Origin of the sequence: Arthrobacter sp. UYEF21 (assembly GCF_040546085.1) — a bacterium.
Taxonomy (GTDB): Bacteria; Actinomycetota; Actinomycetes; order Actinomycetales; family Micrococcaceae; genus Arthrobacter.
On sequence record NZ_JBEPNF010000001.1, the window covers coordinates 373,468 to 392,307 of the forward strand.

The 18,840-nt window shown below is 67.2% G+C and carries 15 protein-coding genes; 10 read left to right on the plus strand and 5 right to left on the minus strand.

The window, feature by feature from the left end; translation table 11 throughout:
* Window positions 1-54: 54 nt before the first annotated feature.
* Genes thiL through rsmD form a run of 4 tightly spaced genes read left to right on the plus strand, consistent with a single transcriptional unit; the run spans window position 55 to window position 5,018 of the window.
* Window positions 55-1,095, plus strand: coding sequence for a thiamine-phosphate kinase (gene thiL / locus ABIB27_RS01725; RefSeq protein WP_354214156.1), 1,041 nt, complete (start codon window positions 55-57; stop codon window positions 1,093-1,095).
* Between the two features lie 22 nt (window positions 1,096-1,117).
* On the plus strand, window positions 1,118-2,113 hold the full coding sequence (locus ABIB27_RS01730) for a DAK2 domain-containing protein (protein ID WP_354214158.1): 996 nt from the start codon (window positions 1,118-1,120) through the stop codon (window positions 2,111-2,113).
* The gene (locus ABIB27_RS01735) at window positions 2,103-4,385 is read left to right on the plus strand and encodes an ATP-dependent DNA helicase RecG (protein ID WP_354214160.1); all 2,283 of its coding nucleotides are present in this window, start codon (window positions 2,103-2,105) and stop codon (window positions 4,383-4,385) included. The genes ABIB27_RS01730 and ABIB27_RS01735 overlap by 11 nt, the downstream gene beginning before the upstream one ends.
* A gap of 9 nt (window positions 4,386-4,394) precedes the next feature.
* A complete protein-coding gene (gene rsmD / locus ABIB27_RS01740) occupies window positions 4,395-5,018 on the plus strand; it encodes a 16S rRNA (guanine(966)-N(2))-methyltransferase RsmD (protein WP_354214161.1) in 624 nt (207 codons plus the stop codon).
* A 35-nt stretch (window positions 5,019-5,053) separates the two neighbouring features.
* On the opposite strand, the gene ABIB27_RS01745 is transcribed toward rsmD, so the two are convergent.
* Together ABIB27_RS01745 and ABIB27_RS01750 are read right to left on the minus strand one after the other, a co-directional pair.
* Complete coding sequence (locus ABIB27_RS01745; RefSeq protein WP_354253408.1) at window positions 5,054-5,854, minus strand: spermidine synthase; 801 nt, start codon at window positions 5,852-5,854, stop codon at window positions 5,054-5,056.
* A complete protein-coding gene (locus tag ABIB27_RS01750) occupies window positions 5,854-7,083 on the minus strand; it encodes an aminotransferase class I/II-fold pyridoxal phosphate-dependent enzyme (protein WP_354253409.1) in 1,230 nt (409 codons plus the stop codon). Before ABIB27_RS01750 ends, ABIB27_RS01745 begins: the two co-directional genes overlap by 1 nt.
* Before the next feature lie 43 nt (window positions 7,084-7,126).
* Between ABIB27_RS01750 and coaD the strand changes: the two genes are divergently transcribed.
* The 5 genes from coaD (at window position 7,127) to mutM (ending at window position 10,258) form a co-directional block, all read left to right on the plus strand.
* Window positions 7,127-7,606 (plus strand): pantetheine-phosphate adenylyltransferase, encoded by a 480-nt coding sequence (coaD, locus tag ABIB27_RS01755; RefSeq protein WP_354214165.1) that lies wholly within the window; start codon window positions 7,127-7,129, stop codon window positions 7,604-7,606.
* A 157-nt stretch (window positions 7,607-7,763) separates the two neighbouring features.
* The gene (locus ABIB27_RS01760; protein ID WP_354253410.1) at window positions 7,764-8,288 is read left to right on the plus strand and encodes a YceD family protein; all 525 of its coding nucleotides are present in this window, start codon (window positions 7,764-7,766) and stop codon (window positions 8,286-8,288) included.
* Between the two features lie 36 nt (window positions 8,289-8,324).
* A complete protein-coding gene (rpmF, locus tag ABIB27_RS01765; protein WP_056738282.1) occupies window positions 8,325-8,528 on the plus strand; it encodes a 50S ribosomal protein L32 in 204 nt (67 codons plus the stop codon).
* Window positions 8,529-8,549: 21 nt separating this feature from the next.
* Window positions 8,550-9,278 (plus strand): ribonuclease III, encoded by a 729-nt coding sequence (rnc, locus tag ABIB27_RS01770; protein ID WP_354214169.1) that lies wholly within the window; start codon window positions 8,550-8,552, stop codon window positions 9,276-9,278.
* Between the two features lie 8 nt (window positions 9,279-9,286).
* Entirely contained in the window at window positions 9,287-10,258 is a 972-nt protein-coding gene (mutM, locus tag ABIB27_RS01775) for a bifunctional DNA-formamidopyrimidine glycosylase/DNA-(apurinic or apyrimidinic site) lyase (RefSeq protein WP_354253411.1), read from the plus strand.
* Here the strand turns inward: mutM and ABIB27_RS01780 are convergent.
* From ABIB27_RS01780 to ABIB27_RS01790, 3 genes are read right to left on the minus strand one after another with little or no spacing between them, the layout of a single operon-like run.
* Window positions 10,210-11,241: an NAD-dependent epimerase/dehydratase family protein gene (locus tag ABIB27_RS01780; RefSeq protein ID WP_354253412.1), complete on the minus strand. Its 1,032-nt coding sequence runs from the start codon at window positions 11,239-11,241 to the stop codon at window positions 10,210-10,212. The genes mutM and ABIB27_RS01780 overlap by 49 nt on opposite strands.
* Entirely contained in the window at window positions 11,238-13,952 is a 2,715-nt protein-coding gene (locus ABIB27_RS01785) for an alpha/beta fold hydrolase (protein WP_354214172.1), read from the minus strand. Before ABIB27_RS01785 ends, ABIB27_RS01780 begins: the two co-directional genes overlap by 4 nt.
* Window positions 13,946-14,968 (minus strand): 3-oxoacyl-ACP synthase III, encoded by a 1,023-nt coding sequence (locus ABIB27_RS01790; RefSeq protein ID WP_354214174.1) that lies wholly within the window; start codon window positions 14,966-14,968, stop codon window positions 13,946-13,948. The genes ABIB27_RS01785 and ABIB27_RS01790 overlap by 7 nt, the downstream gene beginning before the upstream one ends.
* A gap of 280 nt (window positions 14,969-15,248) precedes the next feature.
* Here ABIB27_RS01790 and smc point away from each other — a divergent pair, with 280 nt between their 5' ends.
* Window positions 15,249-18,833, plus strand: coding sequence for a chromosome segregation protein SMC (smc, locus tag ABIB27_RS01795; protein ID WP_354253413.1), 3,585 nt, complete (start codon window positions 15,249-15,251; stop codon window positions 18,831-18,833).
* Window positions 18,834-18,840 lie beyond the last annotated feature (7 nt).

The following is an 18,840-nucleotide window of genomic DNA, read 5'->3' on the forward strand; positions in this document are numbered from 1 at the left end:
ACGCCATCCGGGGGCAGAAGCAGCATTGTCCGTGCCGCGCTGTAGCGTAGGGGCGTGCCTGAAAATCCGCTGAATGCCGAAACTCTCACTGTCGCCGCACTGTCCGAATCCGAACTTCTTGCCCGGATATTTCCCCTGCTGGCCTTGGGCGGCGCCCACGGATCGGCCACGCTGCTCGGCCCGGGGGACGACGCCGCGCTGGTGTCGGCCCCGGACGGCCGAACCCTGATCTCCATCGACACGCAGGTCCAGGACCAGGACTTCCGCCTCGAATGGAACAACGGCTACCAAACCACTGGCTTTGACGTCGGGTGGAAAGCAGCAGCCCAGAACCTCAGCGATATCAACGCCATGGGCGGCACAGCCACGTCGCTGGTGGTCAGCCTCACGCTGCCGCCTGAGACACCAGTCAGCTGGGTGGAGGACCTCGCATACGGACTGAGCGCGGGAATCAAGGAACTGGGGGCCGCTGACTGCTCGGTGGCCGGCGGCGACCTTGGCCGCGGCCGGGAAATCTCCGTGACGGTGGCTGTGCTGGGCACCCTCGCCGGCGGAAGGGCTGTGTTGCGCTCCGGTGCCCGCGCAGGCGACGTCCTGGCGCTGGCAGGAACCGTGGGCAGGGCCGCTGCCGGACTCGCGCTCCTGGAATCGGAGACCCCCGTACAGTCCCTAACCGGGCCGCAACGCTCCCTCGTGGAAACGCAGTGCCGCCCGCGGCCACCCTTGTCCGCTGGCCCGCTGGCCATGGCGGCCGGTGCCACCGCCATGATGGATATCTCGGATGGACTGGTCCGCGACGGCGGCCGCCTCGCCGCCGCCAGCGGTGTGGTGCTGGACCTGGACCCGGTGGAACTGAAGCGCCACGCGGAAGGCCTCAGCCCTGCGTCGGACATCCTCGCAAGTGACCCCATGGCATGGGTGCTGGGCGGGGGAGAAGACCACGGGCTACTTGCTACATTCCCTGCAGGCATTCAGCTTCCGGCCGGATTCACTGCGATAGGCTCAGTACAAGCCCCGGGAACCGACATTGACCCGGGCGTCACAATTGCGGGCCGCGTCGCTGGCGCCACGGGATGGGATCACTTTGCAGACTAAGGTTGCCGCCAATGCGCAAGCGATGAAGCGGTGGTTGGACAAGGCTGAAACGGCCATCGGTAACCACAGCGACCGCATCAATGCCATCAACATTTTCCCCGTAGCGGACGGCGATACCGGGACTAACCTTTACCTCACCGTCCGCGCCGCAGCACGTGCCCTGCAAGGCAGCGGCGCAGGCCCCTCCGACGCCGGCCAGGCGGATGTGGGAGCCTGCCTCGCGGCGGCCGGCCAAGCTGCGATGGAGCAGGCGCGGGGTAACTCGGGCACACTGTTTTCCGTCTTCCTGTGCGCCGCCGCTGAGCCGCTGACAGGCCATACCCGGCTGACGTCCGCCCTCCTCGCCGCAGCGCTGAACCGGGCGCAGCTCCGGGCCTGGTCCGCCTTGAGCGACCCCGTCCCCGGCACCATGTTGTCCGTGATGGAGGCAGCGGCCCGGGCCGCCGCCGCAGTGGACGCACGGCAAAATGGCGACGACAGCAACCACGCCCTTGGCCTTGCCCTCGACGCGATGGTAAAGGGTGCCTTGGCGGCAGTTGTCCACACCGAGGACCAGTTGGACGCCCTCCACGCAGCGCACGTTGTCGATGCGGGAGGTGTGGGCATGCTCCTGATCCTCGACTGCCTCCGCTCCGCCGTCCTGGGAATAGAGCTGCAGAGCGAACTCCTGGACGGGCTCCACGGCTATGACGTCCAGGACCCGCACATCCACACCAGCCTGCCGGACGACGACGGTGTGGAGGTCATGTGCACCATCAGCCTCTCGCCACTGAACGCAGCCACCCTCCGTCAACGGCTGGACGAGATCGGCGACTCCGTCATCATGAGCCAGGTGGGCAGCGCCGCGGATCCGGTCGGCAACTACCGCTGGCGCGTCCATGTCCATGTCGCAGAGGCCGAACCGGCCGTCACGCTTATCCGCGCCTTGGGGGACCCCACGGATATCACGGTCAGCGAGCTGGCGCTGCCGCGCGACCCCGAAGCAGATCCAGTGGGCTCCAACGGGCATGAGCGCTGAACTGCACCTGGGTCTGGAACGCCGGATCGGGAAACGCTCAGCTTCGGTCATTGAGAAGCACCTGGGAATCACCACTGTCGGCGGGCTGCTGAACTATTTCCCCCGGCGGTATCTGACCCGAGGTGAGCTGACGCCCATCAGCGAGCTGCCTGTGGATGAGGAAGTTACCCTGATTGCGCGGGTGCTGTCCAACAGCACCCGAAAGATGCATACCAAAAGCGGTTCCATCACGGACGTCATCGTCACCGACGACGCCGAATCCCACGGCCGTCCGCGCCTTTCGGCGGTAGGCCCCGGCACCGGGCACGGCACGCTCAAGATCACTTTCTTTCGCGGATTTCGGGCAAAGGCCGAGCTCCTGCCCGGCCGTCGTGTGCTGTTCTCCGGCAAAGTGAAGCGGTATGGCCCGTCGCTGGGTCTGACCAACCCCGAATTCCACCTCCTCGAAGACGATCCGGATTTGCCGCCTATGGACCCGGAAAAGTTGGCTGCCGTCCCCATCCCGGTGTATGCGGCCACCGCCAAGCTCACCAGCTGGTCGATCCAGAGGGTGGTCGCCACGCTGCTCGAAACAGTGGATCTGGATGCGCTGCCGGACCCACTGCCCGACGCCGTTGCCCGCCGGGAGAATTTCCTGCCTGTGGCCGAGGCTTACCGCCTTATCCACCAGCCCGCATCGAAGCCCGACTGGTTGCGGGCCCAGGACCGGCTCCGCTACCAGGAAGCCCTGGTCCTGCAGGCTGCCCTGGCACGTCGCCGTGCCCAGCTCGCTGTCGAAGAAGCCACTGCGCGCCGACCGGCGGCCGAGGGGCTGCTGACGGCCTTCGACCGGCAGCTACCCTTCACACTGACCGCCGGGCAGGCCGCCGTCGGAAAAACCGTTGCCGGTGAACTTGCGCAGGCCAGCCCCATGAACCGGCTCCTGCAGGGCGAGGTGGGCTCCGGCAAAACCATCGTCGCGCTCCGTGCCATGCTGCAGGTGGTGGATGCCGGTGGGCAGGCAGCACTGTTGGCGCCCACCGAAGTCCTCGCGGCCCAGCATTTCGAATCTATCCGCCGCACGCTGGGTTCCCTGTCCCGCCATCCCATGCTGTCCTCGGACGGGCTGCTCGGCGGCCTCGCCAATAATGCTGTGCAGGTCACGCTGCTCACCGGTTCCATGCCCGCCGCCGCCCGCAAACACGCACTGCTCGATGCCGCTTCCGGTGCGGCCGGGATTGTGATCGGCACGCACGCGCTGCTCAGCGACAACGTGGCGTTTTATGACCTTGGCCTGATCGTGGTGGACGAACAGCACCGGTTCGGCGTGGAGCAGCGGGACGTTCTCCGCTCCAAGGCCATCAAGCCGCCACACCTTCTTGTTATGACGGCGACGCCGATTCCCCGGACCGTTGCCATGACGGTGTTCGGCGACCTTGAAACATCGGTCCTGGACGAGCTCCCCGCGGGCCGGGCACCGATTTCCACCCACGTGGTGGGCCTCGCCGAGAACCCCGGCTGGGCGGGGCGCATCTGGTCCCGTTCACGGGAGGAGATCGACGCCGGGCACCAGGTGTTTGTTGTGTGCCCCAGGATCGGGACGGACGACGACGGCGATTTCAGTCCGGGGGAAGCGGAACCTTCTGCGGCTGAGCTGGGCAGCGATGGCGGGGCGCGCGAGCTCGCGTCGGTGACCGCCGTCGTCGAACAACTCCAGCAGGAGCCCGCCCTGGCCGGTGTGCCGATGGGGCCGATGCACGGCCGGCTGGACGCTGCGGTGAAGTCCGCCGCGATGGCGGATTTCACCGCCAACCGGACCAGGCTCCTGGTCTCCACTACCGTCATCGAAGTCGGGGTCGACGTCCACAACGCAACGTTGATGGTGATCCTCGATGCCGACCGCTTCGGCATTTCGCAGCTGCACCAGTTGCGTGGCCGGGTGGGCCGCGGCGGCCTCCCCGGAACCTGCCTGCTGGTCACGAGCCTCGAGCCCGGGCACCCGAGCCGGCGAAGGCTGGACGCCGTGGCGTCAACCACCGACGGCTTCGAGCTGTCCCAGGAGGACCTCAAGCTGCGGCGGGAGGGCGACATCCTGGGGGCGTCGCAGTCCGGCGGCCGTTCCACCCTGAAACTGCTGCGCGTCCTCGAGCATGAGGACATCATTGCCCGCGCCAGGCAGGACGCCCAGGACGTAGTGCGGAAAGACCCGTCACTGGCGCGGCATCCCCGTTTGGCTGAGGCCATTGACGAATATTTGAACCCCGAAAAGGAGGCGTTCCTTGAGCGCGGATAGCAGGCGGGCATGAGCCGCATCATTGCGGGTGCCGCAGGCAGTACCCCATTGGTCAGCGTGCCCGGTTCCCTCACCCGTCCCACCACGGACCGCGTCAAGGAAGCATTGTTCTCCCGCCTTGACGCCTTCGGGATCATTGCCGGAGCCCGGGTTTTGGACCTCTACGCGGGGTCGGGATCGCTGGGTCTGGAGAGCGGCAGCAGGGGGGCCGACACCGTCGACCTCGTGGAATTCGATGCCAAGGCGAGTTCAGTGTGCCAGCGCAACGCCGACCTCATCAACGGCGTGCTGGCCCGCAAAGTTGTGACCGTCCACCGGTCCAAGGTGGAGTCCTTCCTGGAGCGCGCACCGGAGGCGGTCCGCTGGGACCTCGTTTTCCTGGACCCGCCCTATCCATTGGATGAGCCTGCCCTGTCCGCGGTGCTGGCCAAGCTTGCAGACCATCTCACTCCGGCGGCGCTGGTGGTGGTGGAACGGTCCTCGCGTTCGCCTGAGCCAACCTGGCCGGCCGGCCTGGAGCGGTTTGCGGAGAAGAAATACGGTGAAACCAAACTGTGGTTCGCGGAGCCCTCCGTCCCGGACGCCATCACGCCGGACGTTGTCGTTGACGGGCAGGCAGCGGGCGAGGTCTGACGCGGGTCAGGAAGCGGAGGCGTGGACCGCGCCGCTTAGCTCGCGGCCGGCCCTGCGAGGGCGTCCAGGTCCACGCCCGCCATAACCTTCGCCGGGTGGGGGCCGCGCGCTGTCAGTTCGGCGGTCCAGTCCGCAGGCCACGCCGTCTGCGTGCCGGTCAGGATGATGTTGCCGGGGTAGCGGCCGCCAAACATGCCTGTTTCGGCGAACGCGGCTACATCGGTTATAGCGCGGCGCAGGGCAGCAACCTGGCTTCGGACCAGCGTGAGGCCGGGTTCATCGCCCACGTTGACGATCAGCAGGCCCTGGGGGCCGAGGTGTGCACGGGCCTCCTCGTAGAACTCCGTGCAGGCAATGTGCGCCGGCGCTTCGGGCCCGGAGAAAATGTCCAAGATGACGACGTCGAACTCAAGGTCCGGATTTAGGACGGACAGGGCGTCGCGGGCATCGCCGATGATGGTGTGCAGGTCGCTTCCGACGGGCAGGGGGAGCTGCTGCAAAACAAAATCGAGGAGCTCCCGCTCCAGCTCCACTGCGTACTGGACCGAACCGGGCCGTGTCGCCTGGATGTACCGTGCAAGGGTCAGCGCCCCTGCGCCTAGATGCAGCGCTGTGATGGGCCTGCCCGCCGGAGCCGCAAGGTCCACCAGGTGGCCGATCCGCCGCAGGTATTCGTAAAAAATCTCCTCCGGGCGGGCCAGATCGACGTGGGACTGCTCGGCGCCGCCGATGCTCAGGACATAAGCGCCGTCGGTGAAGGAATCGGGCTCGATGGCGGCGTGCTGTCCCGTGGTCCGCAGGAACCGGTTGGACCGCGGGCTGCCGGCCTCCGCCATCACAGCTTTCCGCTGAGTGTGGCCAGCCGGGCGGCGGCCTCTTCGAGGACGGCCACCTTCTTGCAGAAAGCGAATCTCAGCAGGCTGCGGGTCCGTTCCGCTCCTTCCGGATGACAGAACACGGGGACGGGGATGGCCGCCACTCCCACCAAGGCCGGAAGCCGGCGGGCAAGGTCCACGGAGTCGGCAATGCCAAGGGGCGCGGTGTCCACATTGACGAAATATGTGCCCTGCGGGATAAAAACGTCGAATCCGGCGGTGCGGAGGCCTGTGCTCAGGATGTCCCGCTTCCGCTGGAGGGTGGCAGAAATGCCGTGGTAAAACTCATCCGGCAGGGCCAGCCCTGCCGCAATGGCGGCCTGGAACGGGGTGCCGGAGCTGTAGGTCAGGAATTGCTTGACGGTGCGGACTGCTGCCACCAGCTCTTTGGGGCCGGTCAGCCAGCCGATCTTCCAGCCGGTGAAGGAGAAGGTCTTCCCTGCCGAGGAGATGGTGAGGGTCCTGTCCGCGGCACCCGGCAGCGTGGCCACCGGAATGTGACCGGAGCCGAAGGTGAGGTGCTCATACACCTCATCGGTGACGATCAGGCAGTCATGCTTGCGGGCAAGTTCGACGACTCGCTGCAGAACCTCGCGTGGGAAGACCGCGCCGGTGGGATTGTGCGGGTTGTTCAGCAGCACCACCCGGGTCCGGTCACTGAAGGCGGCTTCCAGGGCCGGCATGTCCGGGTAAAAGTCGGGCGCCAGCAGCGGTGCCGTGATGTGGGTGGCGCCCGACAGCCCGATGACAGCGCCGTAAGAGTCATAGAACGGCTCGAAGGTCAGCACTTCATCGCCCGGCCCGATGAAGGCCAGCAGGGCGGCCGCGATGGCTTCGGTTGCTCCGGTGGTGACGATCACCTCGGTCTGCGGGTCCGGGGCCAATCCGTAGAACCGTTCCTGGTGGACAGCAACCGCCTCACGCAGTTCCAGGATGCCCTTGCCCGGCGCATACTGGTTGGCCCCCGCCGCAATGGCCGCCATGGCTGCGGCTTTGATTTCCGCGGGACCGTCCTCATCCGGAAAGCCCTGGCCCAGGTTGATCGCGCCGGTCTGCAACGCCAGGGTGGTCATCTCCTCGAAGATGGTTACGCCAAGCTGCCCGGCCGGGCCCAGGAGGTTGGCGCCGGCCGCGGTGCGCTGCCACGGAGCCGGTGCGGCGGGCAGGTAAAGTTCCCGTGGTGGATGCATCCAGTCATGGTATCCCGGCCGTCCCATGCGGTAGGTTCGGTGCATGAGACGCGCTGTCTGCCCCGGATCCTTTGACCCCATCCACAACGGTCATCTCGAGGTCATTGCCCGTGCGGCGGGCCTTTTTGATGAAGTGATCGTGGCTGTTTCCAACAACTATGCCAAGAAGTACAAATTCAGCCTCGGGGACCGCATCGACATGGCGCGCGAAACCCTGGCATCCCTGCAAGGCATCGTGGTGGAACCTGTAGGGGAGGGCCTTTTGGCGGAGTATTGCCGCCAGCGCGGAGTGTCGGCAATCGTGAAAGGCCTCCGCTCGTCGTCGGACTTCGATTACGAACTTCCGATGGCCACCATGAACCGTCAGCTCAGCGGGGTGGAGACGGTGTTCCTGCCTGCCGAGGCGCATTACCTGCATCTGTCCTCCACGCTCATCAAGGAAGTTGCCAGCCTGGGCGGCAGCGTCTCCGATTACGTGCCGCGGTCGGTTCAAAAAAGGCTGCTCGCTGGCGAGTCGGCATAGGATCGACTGCCAAGAGGGTAAGCTAGTGCGGTACTTCGACGTCCGCCCCAGCACGGGGCACTGGCCTGGTTTGAGTCCCCGCGGTTCTTCAGGCTAAGATGGTACGTCGGTCATATGTTCAACAGGAGTTCTCATTAAACGAGATGCTAGTTCGCCCTTGGCGTTCGACGTCAAGGATCTCGGGCGCAGCCCGGGCAGCATGCGGACACTGAAAGAACATGTACCCGCGCCAAGTGATCTTGGTGTGGCGCTGATTGGCGTTCAGGAAGGCTCGGATATCGAGCTGGACATGAGGCTTGAGGCCGTACACGAAGGAATCCTGGTATCAGGAACCGCTATCGCTGCAGTAACGGGCGAATGCGGGCGATGCCTGGATCCCCTTGCGTATGACCTTGAGGTCAATGTGCAAGAACTTTTCTTCTATGAGGGCGTCGTGCTTTCGGATGAAGAAGACGAAGAAGAGCAACGTCGAGTCGAGTACGATCTGATCGATCTTGAACCGGTGTTGCGGGACGCAGTCATAACCATGCTGCCGTTCCAGCCGGTGTGCCGGGAAGACTGCCAGGGCCTTTGTTCCGAATGCGGAGTTCGCCTGGAAGACGAGCCGGGGCACCACCACGAGGTCTTGGATCCTCGCTGGGCTGCCCTAGCTGATATGGCTAAGCCTGACCGGCAAAATTGATTTGTACGTGTTTGTCTAGAGAGAAATGAGTTAGCCGTGGCTGTTCCCAAGCGGAAAATGTCTCGCTCGAATACCCGCGCCCGCCGCTCCCAGTGGAAGGCAACTGCCCCCCACCTGGTGAAGACCGTAGAGAACGGCCAGGTTGTTTACAGCCTGCCGCACCAGGCAAAGGTCGTCACCGACTCGGCTGGCACTGCGCTGTTCCTTGAGTACAAGGGCCGCAAGGTCGCAGACGTCTAATCGGCCCCCTAGGCTGAGATGATGTCTTCAACTGAAGAGCTTCTGAAGCGTCTCGGTGTCTCTATTGACGCCGGGACGCTTCGTCTTGCTCTGACACACCGTTCCTACGCCTACGAAAACGGCGGCATCCCCACCAACGAGCGGCTGGAGTTCCTCGGCGACTCCATCCTGGGCTTCTCCGTCACGGACGCCCTGTACCGGGACAATCCCACATTGCCTGAAGGCGACCTGGCCAAGCGCCGTTCCGCGGTGGTCAGCACCCGCGCTCTGGCCGGCATCGGCCGGAGCCTCGGCATTGGGGACTACATCTACCTGGGACAGGGCGAAAAGCTCACCGAGGGCAAGAACAAAGCCTCCATCCTGGCCGACACCATGGAGGCACTCATCGGTGCCACCTACGTGTCCAACGACATTGAAACCGCACGCCAGCTGGTCATGCGCCTGATCGGCCCTCTCCTGAAGGACGCAGCCGCCCTCGGCGCCGGAACCGACTGGAAGACCAGCATCCAGGAGCTCGCCGCCAGCCGGCAACTCGGCACCATCTTCTACGCAGTCGACGGAGCCGGTCCGGACCACGCCCGCACCTTCAAAGCTGTCCTGAACATCGGTGGCAAGCCGTACGGCAACGGCTCGGGCCACTCCAAAAAGGAAGCCGAGCAGGAAGCCGCCTCAGACGCCTGGCGTGCACTGTCCGGAACCAAGGAATCGGCCGCGGCAGGCGGACCAGCCGAGTCCGCTTCCAGCGTCTAGGTCAAGCGTTGCCCGAACTTCCTGAAGTTGAAGTGGTCCGGCGCGGGTTGGTGAACTGGCTCCGCGGCCGGACCATCACGTCAGTGGACGTGTTGGACCCCCGCTCCCTCCGCCGTCACACACTGGGCCCGGAGGACTTCATCGGCAACCTCCAAGGCACCACCGTGACGGATGTGGTCCGGCGCGGAAAGTTCCTGTGGATGCCGCTGCGCGAGGCCCCGGAGATCGCCACCGCCGATGGATTCTCAGGAACCGCCGCACCTGCCATCGCCCTCATGGCGCACCTGGGCATGAGCGGCCAGCTGCTGATGCAGGACCCGTCCGTGCCGGATGAAAAGCACCTGAAGGTGCGGCTTCGCCTGAGCCCGGGTGACGGTATGCCGGGCGAGCTCCGGTTTGTGGACCAGCGCATTTTTGGCGGGCTCTTCGTGACGGACATGGTCCCTACGGGCGACGGCGGCCCCGGCGGCCTCGCCGAATCGCCGCTTCCCCTGATTGCCGAAGAGGCAGCCCACATCGCCCGGGACCCCCTGGACCCGGCGTTTTCCTTCGACCTGTTCTACAGCCGGCTCAAGAAGCGCAGGACGGGCCTCAAACGCGCCCTCCTGGACCAGGGACTGGTCTCGGGAATCGGCAACATCTACGCCGACGAGGCACTGTGGCGGGCCGGCCTGCACTACGCCCGGCCTACCGACAAACTGCGCCGTGCCGACGCTGAACGCGTCCTCACGTGTGCCCGCGAGGTCATGCTGGACGCCCTGGCAGCCGGCGGCACCAGCTTCGATTCCCTGTACGTCAACGTCAACGGTGTTTCCGGCTACTTTGACCGCTCCCTTAATGCGTACGGCAGGGAAGGGCAGCCCTGCAACCGGTGCACCGCCGTCGGAATTAACTCCACCATTCGCCGCGAACAGTTCATGAACCGCTCGGCCTACACGTGCCCGGTGTGCCAGCCGCGCCCGCGGAACGGACGCTGGTAGGGGAGTCGAATTGATGGCGGACCGTAGTAGTCGGCCAGCCTCGCCAGGCCTTCGTCAATCGAGACGGCGGGGGCCCAGTTGAGGAGTTCGCGGGTCTCGCGCTGGTCGAACCAGTGGGCGGTGGAGAGCTGCTCAGCAAGGAATCTGGTCATGGGCGGCTCCTCCTCCCGGCCGGCCCGGATCCAGACCCTCTCCACCACGGATCCCGCAGCCCGCGCCAGTCTGCCCGGCACGCTCCACGACGGTGCCGGTACCCCGCCCGCTGCGCAGATGCCTGCCAGCAGCTCGCCAACCGGCCGGGGTTCGCCGTTAGTGACCACCAGCGCCCGGCCATGGATGTGCTCGCTGCGGTGCAGCGCGGCGACCAGGGCCGAGGCGGCGTTGTCAACGTAGGTTGTGTCGATCAGTGCCGCGCCGGCGTCGAGCAGCGGCAGGCGGCCGCGGCCGGCACGTTCCAGCACCCGTTCCACCAACTGAGTGTCGCCCGGGCCCCAGACGATGTGCGGGCGCACCGCCGCGACCCGGAATTCCGGTGAGTCCGCGGCCAGCGCCAGCAGTTCGGCCTCGGCTTTGGTGCTGGCGTAGTGGCCGTGCGCCCGGTCCGGGTCCGCCGGCCCGGCGCCCAGCCCGGCGATGGCGGTCCCGGAGTTGGCCACGGACGGGGAGGAGACGAATACGAAATCCCGGACGCCGCCCTCCCGGGCCGCCCGGAGCAGGCGGCGGGTTCCTTCGATATTGACCTGGTCGAAATCCGCGGCGCGGCCGGTGAAGGAGACCTTCGCGGCGAGGTGGATGACGCCCTCGGCGCCGGTGACGGCGCGGCGTACGGCCTCGACGTCCGCAACTGACCCGGTGAGGTCCTCGACGCCGTCCACAACCGCGGGACGCCGCTGGAACGTGGTGACTGCGTGTCCCTGCCGCACCAGCAGCCGGGCGACTTCACGGCCGAGCAGGCCGCTCGCTCCTGTGACGAGGACCCTCATGGCGTGCCCGGCCGGCCGCCGGCCAGTACGGTCGTCGCCCACCGGGAGAGGCGGGTCCGGTCAATCTTGGCGTTGTGGCGGATATCGGTTGGCTGGGCAGGGACTGCGAGCACCGCAGAGACGCTGACGCCTGCCTGACGGGCCGCCTCCCGTACCCGCCCGGCGAGTTGCGGCGCGGCAGGGCCGGCCCGGCGGGCAGGAGGTACAGTCTCGACGACGGCGACGACGGCCTGCGTCCCGGCCGGGCCCACCCCAACGACGGCGGCAAGGCCGACGTCGGCCAGGCGTTCGATGGCCTGCTCGGCGCCCACTGGCGTCACCACAGAACCGGCCGCCGTCACGAGGTGCGCGAGGCGTCCCTCCACCCAGAGGCGGCCGGTGGCGTCGAAGTGCCCGACGTCGCCGGTGCGGTGCCAGCCGTCCGTGCGCACGCTTTCGCGCTGGGTCAGCCAGAGCCGGTCGTAGGCATCCTTCACATGCGGGGCGCTGACCAGGATTTCACCAGTGACCCCAGCATCTGTGACCGGGTGGTTTCCCGGCGCGGTCCCGTCTGCAGCGAGCGGGATGACGGCCACGCGGGCGCCGTGCACCGGCAGGCCCACGCACACGCCATTACCGGCCCCCGCCATGGTCCCCGCGCCGGCGTCGGCCTCAGCGGCGCGGATATCTTCGAGGCTGATGTCGGTGACGGGCAGCGCCTCGGTCATCCCGTAGGGCGTGTGGAGCGAGGCGCTGGGCAGCAGCAGCTGCAACTCTGCGAGGAGGGACTCGGGGACGGGCGCGCCGGCGGAGAGCAGCAGCTCCACGCGTCCCAGTGCCTCGTTCCCGGCGCCGCTCAGGCTGCCCTTGGTGGCCAGGACATTGCGCAGCGCCGCGGGTGAGGCGAAAACCACGGTGGCGTCGATGGCCTCGGCGGCTTCCGCCAGCGCGCGGGCCGTCAGGGTGCGGGGCGCCGTGACGTCCATGGCGGGTGTCACCGAAACCGCTCCGAGCGCGGGTCCCAGCAGGGCGAACGGCGCGAAGCCCGCCACCAGGCGGGCACCGGGACGGATCCCCAGCGTTGTTGCCACGGTATCCCGCATCGCGGCTAGCTGCCGGTGGGTGTAAAGCACGCCCTTGGCGGGACCGGTGGAGCCGGAGGTGAAGAGCACGGCGGCCGGTGCGCCCGGTTCCGGGGCGCCCTGGGACGGAGCCTGCAGCGGCGGGTTGCGGCTGAGGAGGCTGGTTCCGCGGCGGACGAGGGCGGTGAGCGAGGTTTCGACGCCGAGGAGGCGGCGGCGGGCGGCCGGCAGATCCCGCACACTGACGCGCCTGCCCGGCCAGCCGAGCATCGAGGCGGCCGCCAGCGCCTTGTCGATTCCAATGAGGAAATCCGGGGTGGCGCCCTTCACGGCGCGGCTCAGGCCGCGGGTGCCCAGGCCGGCGTCGGCCACGACCACCACTGCGCCTAGCCGCAGGCAGGCGTAGAGCACCACGGTCAAATCCACGCCCGGCGGAACCATCAGGCTCACCCGGCTGCGACGCCCTACTCCGATTTCGTCCAGGCCCGCCGCGAGGACGGCAATGTTCTGTTCCAGCTCCCGCCAGTTGAGCGAGCGGGAGATGCCACCGTCCGCGGACATTTCCGCGACGGCGGTGTCCCCGCCCGCGGGTCCAGTTGCCAGCTCAATGAGGGGATCCCACAGAGGCGGGATTCCGATGCCGGACTTCTGGGTCCCGGCGTTGTACTCCAATGCAGGGGCGCCGCTCATGTCCTTCCCCTGGAGGCCGGGCCCACTGTCCCCACCGAGCTCGGCCAGCCATTCGAAGACCGGCGCGGCGATGTCACGGTCTTCGGCGACAAGATGGCCGGCACCCTCGAAGCGGTGCACTTTCGCGTGTGGCAGCCGGCCGATGAGGTCCTTCAGGTACCGGTCCGAAAAGATCGGGTCCCGGGGGCCCCAGAGCATCAGGGCAGGAACCTTCAGCCCGCGCAGTCCTTCGGCAACGTGGCTGAGCACGGCGAAGCTGGGATGGGACGGGTCCGCTGGAATGTCCGCGACAAAATTGCCCACCCCGGCGCGGAGGCCGGCGCGGCGGTAGGGGGCCATGAAGGCACTGCGGACATCCGCGGCCAGCGGCGGGTGCGCCAGGGAATGCGTCACCCGCAGGAAGGCGTCCGACGTCGTCGTTCCCCAGCGGTGGACGGCAGGGTGCAGGGCAAGCCGCAGCGCCGGCGGGATGGGGGAGTCGGACGGCTGGTGGACGGCAGTGTTGGTCAGCACAACGCCGGCCAGCTGCTGCGGATGTGCCAGGCCCCAGCCGAGGCTGATGACGCCGCCCCAGTCGTGGCCGACGGTGATCACCGGTCCGGCCAGCTCCAGGGCGGCGGTCAGGTCGCCCAGGTCGTTGATCCGGTCCGCTAGCCGCCGGAACGTTCCGGTGCGCTCGGAGTAGCCCATGTCCAGCTGGTCCACCGCCACCACCCGCCATGGGTGGGCGGGGTCGGATCCGGCGGCCAGCAGGGTCCGCCAAAGAAAGGACCACGTGGGATTGCCGTGCACGCACAGCAGGGTGCCGGCCGGAGTCAGGCCGCGGCGTGCGAGCTGCGCGCCGTTATCGAGCAGGTGCCAGCGGCGTACGGTTGCGGGCTCATCTGTGTCGGAGGTGGATGCAACCTCGATTTCGCGCGACCACTCGGGGTCCACGCCGGGCCAGTCGGCGGCTACCACGCAATTTCCATTAGGGCGGTGTTCAGGCCGGAACCGACGCCCATGCACAGCACGCGGTCCCCGGTTCCCAGACTCTGAGCTTCGGCAGCGAGGGTCATGGGAAGGGATGCCGGCCCTACGTTGCCCCAGTGCGGGAACGTGATGGGGACCTTTTTCGGATCCAGGCCGATTGCCTCGATGATCGCTTGTGTATAGGCATTGCTCACCTGGTGCGTAACGTAGCGGTCCATTGAGCCCCAGTCCCACTCGGGCTGGGCCTCGTGCCAGGCGTCGACGACGAGCCGCAGGCCGCCATCGAGCAGGCCCTTGGTGTCGGTGGCCATGCCGTCTATGCCGCCTACGCACAGTTCATGGTGCTCGGTGCCGGCGCGCATCACGCCGCCGACGATCCGGTGCGCCCCGGGGTGCTGGTCCGCCGGGCCCAGAACGGCCGCGGCGGCTCCGGAGCCCAAGGTGAGCGTGGCGAACTCGCGGCCGAAGTCCTCGCGTGTGGTCTCGGGCCGCAGTAGCCGGGCCAGGGTTGCCTCCTGCGTGGCCTGGGCATCCTCACCGTTGACGATCATTGCGTATTTGATCTGGCCGGAGTCGATCATGTTGGCCGCCAGTGTCAGGCCGTTGACGAAGCCGAGGCACGCGTTGGCCAGGTCGAAGTTCATCGCCGACGACGGCAGGCTGAGTCCGTGGTGGATTTTCACCGCGACTGACGGTTCGAGGCTGCGCCGCGTGACCGAAGTGTTGATCAGCAGGCCCACCTCGGACGCTTCGACGCCGGACTCGGCCATGGCCTTCGCGCCGGCCTCAATGGCGGCATCGTCGAACGCTGTCCCGGGGGCCCACCAGCGCCGGTGCGTGATGCCGGCGACACGTTCAAGCAGCTTTGGCGGGAACTTCAGCCGCCGCAGGGTCGGGGCCAGCCTTCGGTCGAAATCCGCGGAACTGACAATCTTCGGAGCTTCGACGCTGCTCACCGAAAGCAAGGCGGTGTTGTCGTGCCGGAATGTTGCATTCCCTGTCAAATCAAAGCCCCTGTTCGTATTCGTCCTGCACTCCCGCGGTTGACCGCACTATCCAGCACAAGCCCAAGGGTTAACTATGCCCGGTGTTGCTTAGTTCCTGCACATGCCGCCTGGAGCGGTTTCGCACGGATCTGCGCGGAATTGTCGCAGCCCCGCAGTAGATTGTAGGTAGCCGGGGCCGTCCCCCGGGCACCCGAGTGAGTCCGAACACTCGGGTATGTCTGAATGATATTCCGGATCAACAGCGCGCCCAGTCCGCCGAGCAGGAGCCAGAAACACCTTGCACCTCAAGAGCCTTACCGTCCGGGGATTCAAGTCGTTTGCCTCGGCCACGACGTTCGACTTCGAGCCCGGAGTCACGGCCGTAGTGGGACCGAACGGCTCCGGGAAGTCCAATGTGGTGGACGCCCTGTCCTGGGTGATGGGGGAGCAGGGCGCCAAAACCCTGCGCGGCGGCAAAATGGAAGACGTGATTTTTGCCGGGACGTCCGGGCGGCCGCCACTGGGCCGTGCCCATGTCTCCCTGACCATCGACAACACTGACGGGGCGCTGCCCATTGAGTACAGCGAGGTCACCATCTCACGGACCTTGTTCCGTGCCGGCGGATCCGAATACGCCATCAACGGGGCCAGCTGCCGCCTGCTCGACATCCAGGAACTGCTCTCCGACTCGGGCCTCGGCCGGGAAATGCATGTCATTGTGGGCCAGGGACAGCTGGACAAGGTCCTGCACGCCACTCCTGAGGACCGCCGCGGTTTCATCGAGGAGGCCGCAGGTATCCTCAAACACCGCCGCCGCAAGGAAAAGACAGTCCGCAAGCTCGAAGCCATGCAGGCGAACCTGCAGCGACTGAACGACCTGACGGGCGAGATCAGGCGCCAGCTCACACCGCTTGGTAAACAGGCTGACGTGGCGCGCCGGGCCCAGCGGGTCCAGTTCGATGTCCGCGACGCCCGTGCGCGGCTGTTGGCCGACGATCTGGTCCGGGAGCAGGACTCCCTTGAGCAGGATGTGGCGGATGAGGCGGCCCTCAAAGCCCGCCGGGCGGTTGTGGAGCAGGAACTGGAAGCCGGGCGCCGGGGGCAGGCCGGGCTGGAACAACTCGCCGCCGAGGCCACGCCCAGGTTGAACTCAGCGCGCGACTCCTGGTACCGGCTGACCGCAGCACGGGAACGCCTCCGGTCCCTCGGCGCCCTTGCCCAGGAACGGGGCCGGCTGCTCGGGGCAGTAGGCGCCGACCCGTCCTCGGGGAGGGACCCGGAGCAGCTCGAACGGCAGGCCGCCAGAGTCCGGGACGAGCTGACAGGGCTCGAGCGCCACATCCTTGACCGGCGCAGCGCCCTCGAGTCAGCTACAGCGGCCAGGACCGAGGCCGAACGCGCCGCCGTGGCCGAGGACAAGCGGCTCACGGCTGTCCTCCGCGCCGCAGCAGACCGCCGCGAAGGGCTCGCGAAGCTCGCCGGCCAGGTAGGTGCGGCGAGATCGCGCGTGGAGTCCGCCCAGGCCGAACTGGGCAGGCTCCGCGAGTCACTCGCCGCCGGCCAGGAACGCCGCCGTAAGGCCCAGACCGAGTTCACCGCCCTGGAAACCCAGGTGGCAGGTGTCGAGGAAGGAGAAGAAGGCCTCGACGCCGACTACGAGGACGCCAGCGCCGAACTCGACGCCGTCCAGCAGGAGATTGCCGGCCTAACTGCCAGCGGGGGAGAAGCAGTCCGCGAACGCGAGGCCCTGGTGGCCCGGCGCGACGCACTGCAGCTTGGACTCAACCGCAAAGACGGCGCGGCGCACGTACTCAGCTCCGGCCTCGACGGTGTCCGCGGCACCCTGGCTTCGTCCCTGGCTGTTGAAACAGGGTACGAGACGGCGATTGCCGCCGCACTCGGGGATGTCTCCGAAGCGATCGTGGTCCGGGATCCCGCGGTGGCCGCCGCCGTAGTGCAACTCCTGAAGGATGACGACGCCGGCCGGGCCGCCCTGCTGCTGGAATCCGCTGCACCACTGGCACGCCCCAACCCCGCATCGGCCGGGTCCTTGCCCGCGGGTGCCCGCTGGGCTGTCGACCTGGTCTCCGCCGACGACGGCCAGGCGGTGGCAGCACTCCTCGCCGGGTTCGCCGTCGTTGAAGATTTGCCCGGCGCAGGCAAGCTGGTGGCCGAACGGCCGGACCTGACAGCTGTGACCAGCGCAGGGGACGTCCTGACCGCACTGACCGTCACCGGAGGCTCCGCGAAGGTGCCGTCGCTGCTTGAGGTTCAGGCCGCCGTCGACGACGCCGAAACCCGGCTCGCCGCCGTCGCAGCCGAGCTCGAACGGAAGCGGTTTGCCCTGGCAGGCGCTGAGGCAAGGCGCACCAACGCCCAAGCGAGGGCCGAGACCGCGCTGGACAGGCTCCATGACTCAGACGCACGGCTGGCGGCTGTCGCGGAACGGCTGGGGCATTTGAACTCGATCCTGCGAAGCGCCGTGGGTGAAAGTGACAGGCTGGCCGACTCGCTGGCCAGGGCTGAGGCGAATGTGGGCACGGAGGAAGAGGCGCTGGCGGCCATAGCCGCAAGGCTCGGAGCGGCGCAGGAGGCGCCCGCCGAACAGGAGCCGTCTACGGAGCAGCGCGATGCCCTGGCTCTGGCGGCGTCCCTTGCCCGGTCCGCGGAGATGGATGCCCGGCTGGCGCTCCGCAGTACCGAAGAACAAATGGCGGCCAGCCGGAACAGGGCCGTCTCACTGGAGCGGGCCGCCGCAACTGAACGCAAGGCCAGGGAAGAAGCTGCGGAACGTGCCCGCCGCCGGCGGCTCCAGGCACGGCGCGCGGCCGCCGTGTCAGCAGGCGTGGAGCTGGCCGTCCGCTTCATCGATGTGTCTGTGGAGCTGGCACGTGGGGGGCGCGATCTCGCCGAGGAAAACCGGGAACAGCGGGACCGTCAATTGCAGGCGATCAGGACCAGCAACGATTCGTTGGCCCGCGAGTTGGCGGAGCTGACCGATTCGGTCCATCGGGACGAGCTGGTCCGGGCCCAGCACCGGGCACGGATCGAAGCCCTGGAAACGCGGTCCATCGACGAACTCGGCATTACCCCGGACGTTTTGGTGGCAGACTACGGTCCCGACGTGCCCGTGCCTGTCCCCGCCGGGGAAAGCGGCGACAAGTGGGCTGCCCTCAGGGCCCCGGTGGATGAGAGCGGCGCTCCGGTGATCGAGGGCAAACCGTTTGACAGGGCGGAACAGGAGAAGCGGCTGCGAAAAGCCGAACGCGACCTGTCCGCCCTGGGCAAGGTCAACCCGCTGGCACTGGAGGAATTCGCGGCCCTCGAAGAGCGGCACCATTTCCTGAGCACCCAGCTTGAGGACCTCAGATCCAGCCGTAAGGACCTGCTGGACATCATCAAGGAAGTGGACCACCGGGTCCAGAGGGTATTTGCCGAGGCATTTGAGGACACCCAGGCCCAGTTCGTCCACGTTTTTGGCCGGCTCTTTCCCGGTGGGGAAGGACGTCTGGTCCTCACCGACCCCTCAGACATGCTCACCACAGGCATCGAGGTAGAGGCGCGGCCGGCGGGCAAAAAGATCAAGCGGCTCTCACTGCTCTCGGGGGGGGAACGGTCCCTCACCGCCGTCGCACTGCTGGTGGCCATCTTCAAGGCCCGTCCCTCGCCGTTCTACGTGATGGATGAAGTGGAGGCGGCCCTTGACGACACCAACCTGGGCCGGCTCATCTCTATCTTCGAGGAACTGCGGGAGTCCAGCCAGCTGATCGTGATTACGCACCAGAAACGGACCATGGCGGTGGCTGATGCGCTCTACGGCGTCACAATGCGCGGCGACGGCGTCTCCACCGTCATCAGCCAGCGCCTGGGAGCTGAGGTCTAGAGTCTGT

What these genes read in the sequence shown, in the direction of transcription:
- ABIB27_RS01730 (WP_354214158.1), top strand. Translation starts at nt 1,118, where the DNA reads ATGAAGCGGTGGTTGGACAAGGCTGAAACGGCCATCGGTAACCACAGC.
- ABIB27_RS01735 (WP_354214160.1), top strand. Translation starts at nt 2,103, where the DNA reads ATGAGCGCTGAACTGCACCTGGGTCTGGAACGCCGGATCGGGAAACGC.
- rsmD (WP_354214161.1), top strand. Translation starts at nt 4,395, where the DNA reads ATGAGCCGCATCATTGCGGGTGCCGCAGGCAGTACCCCATTGGTCAGC.
- ABIB27_RS01745 (WP_354253408.1), bottom strand. Translation starts at nt 5,854, where the DNA reads ATGGCGGAGGCCGGCAGCCCGCGGTCCAACCGGTTCCTGCGGACCACG.
- ABIB27_RS01750 (WP_354253409.1), bottom strand. Translation starts at nt 7,083, where the DNA reads ATGCATCCACCACGGGAACTTTACCTGCCCGCCGCACCGGCTCCGTGG.
- coaD (WP_354214165.1), top strand. Translation starts at nt 7,127, where the DNA reads ATGAGACGCGCTGTCTGCCCCGGATCCTTTGACCCCATCCACAACGGT.
- rnc (WP_354214169.1), top strand. Translation starts at nt 8,550, where the DNA reads ATGTCTTCAACTGAAGAGCTTCTGAAGCGTCTCGGTGTCTCTATTGAC.
- ABIB27_RS01780 (WP_354253412.1), bottom strand. Translation starts at nt 11,241, where the DNA reads ATGAGGGTCCTCGTCACAGGAGCGAGCGGCCTGCTCGGCCGTGAAGTC.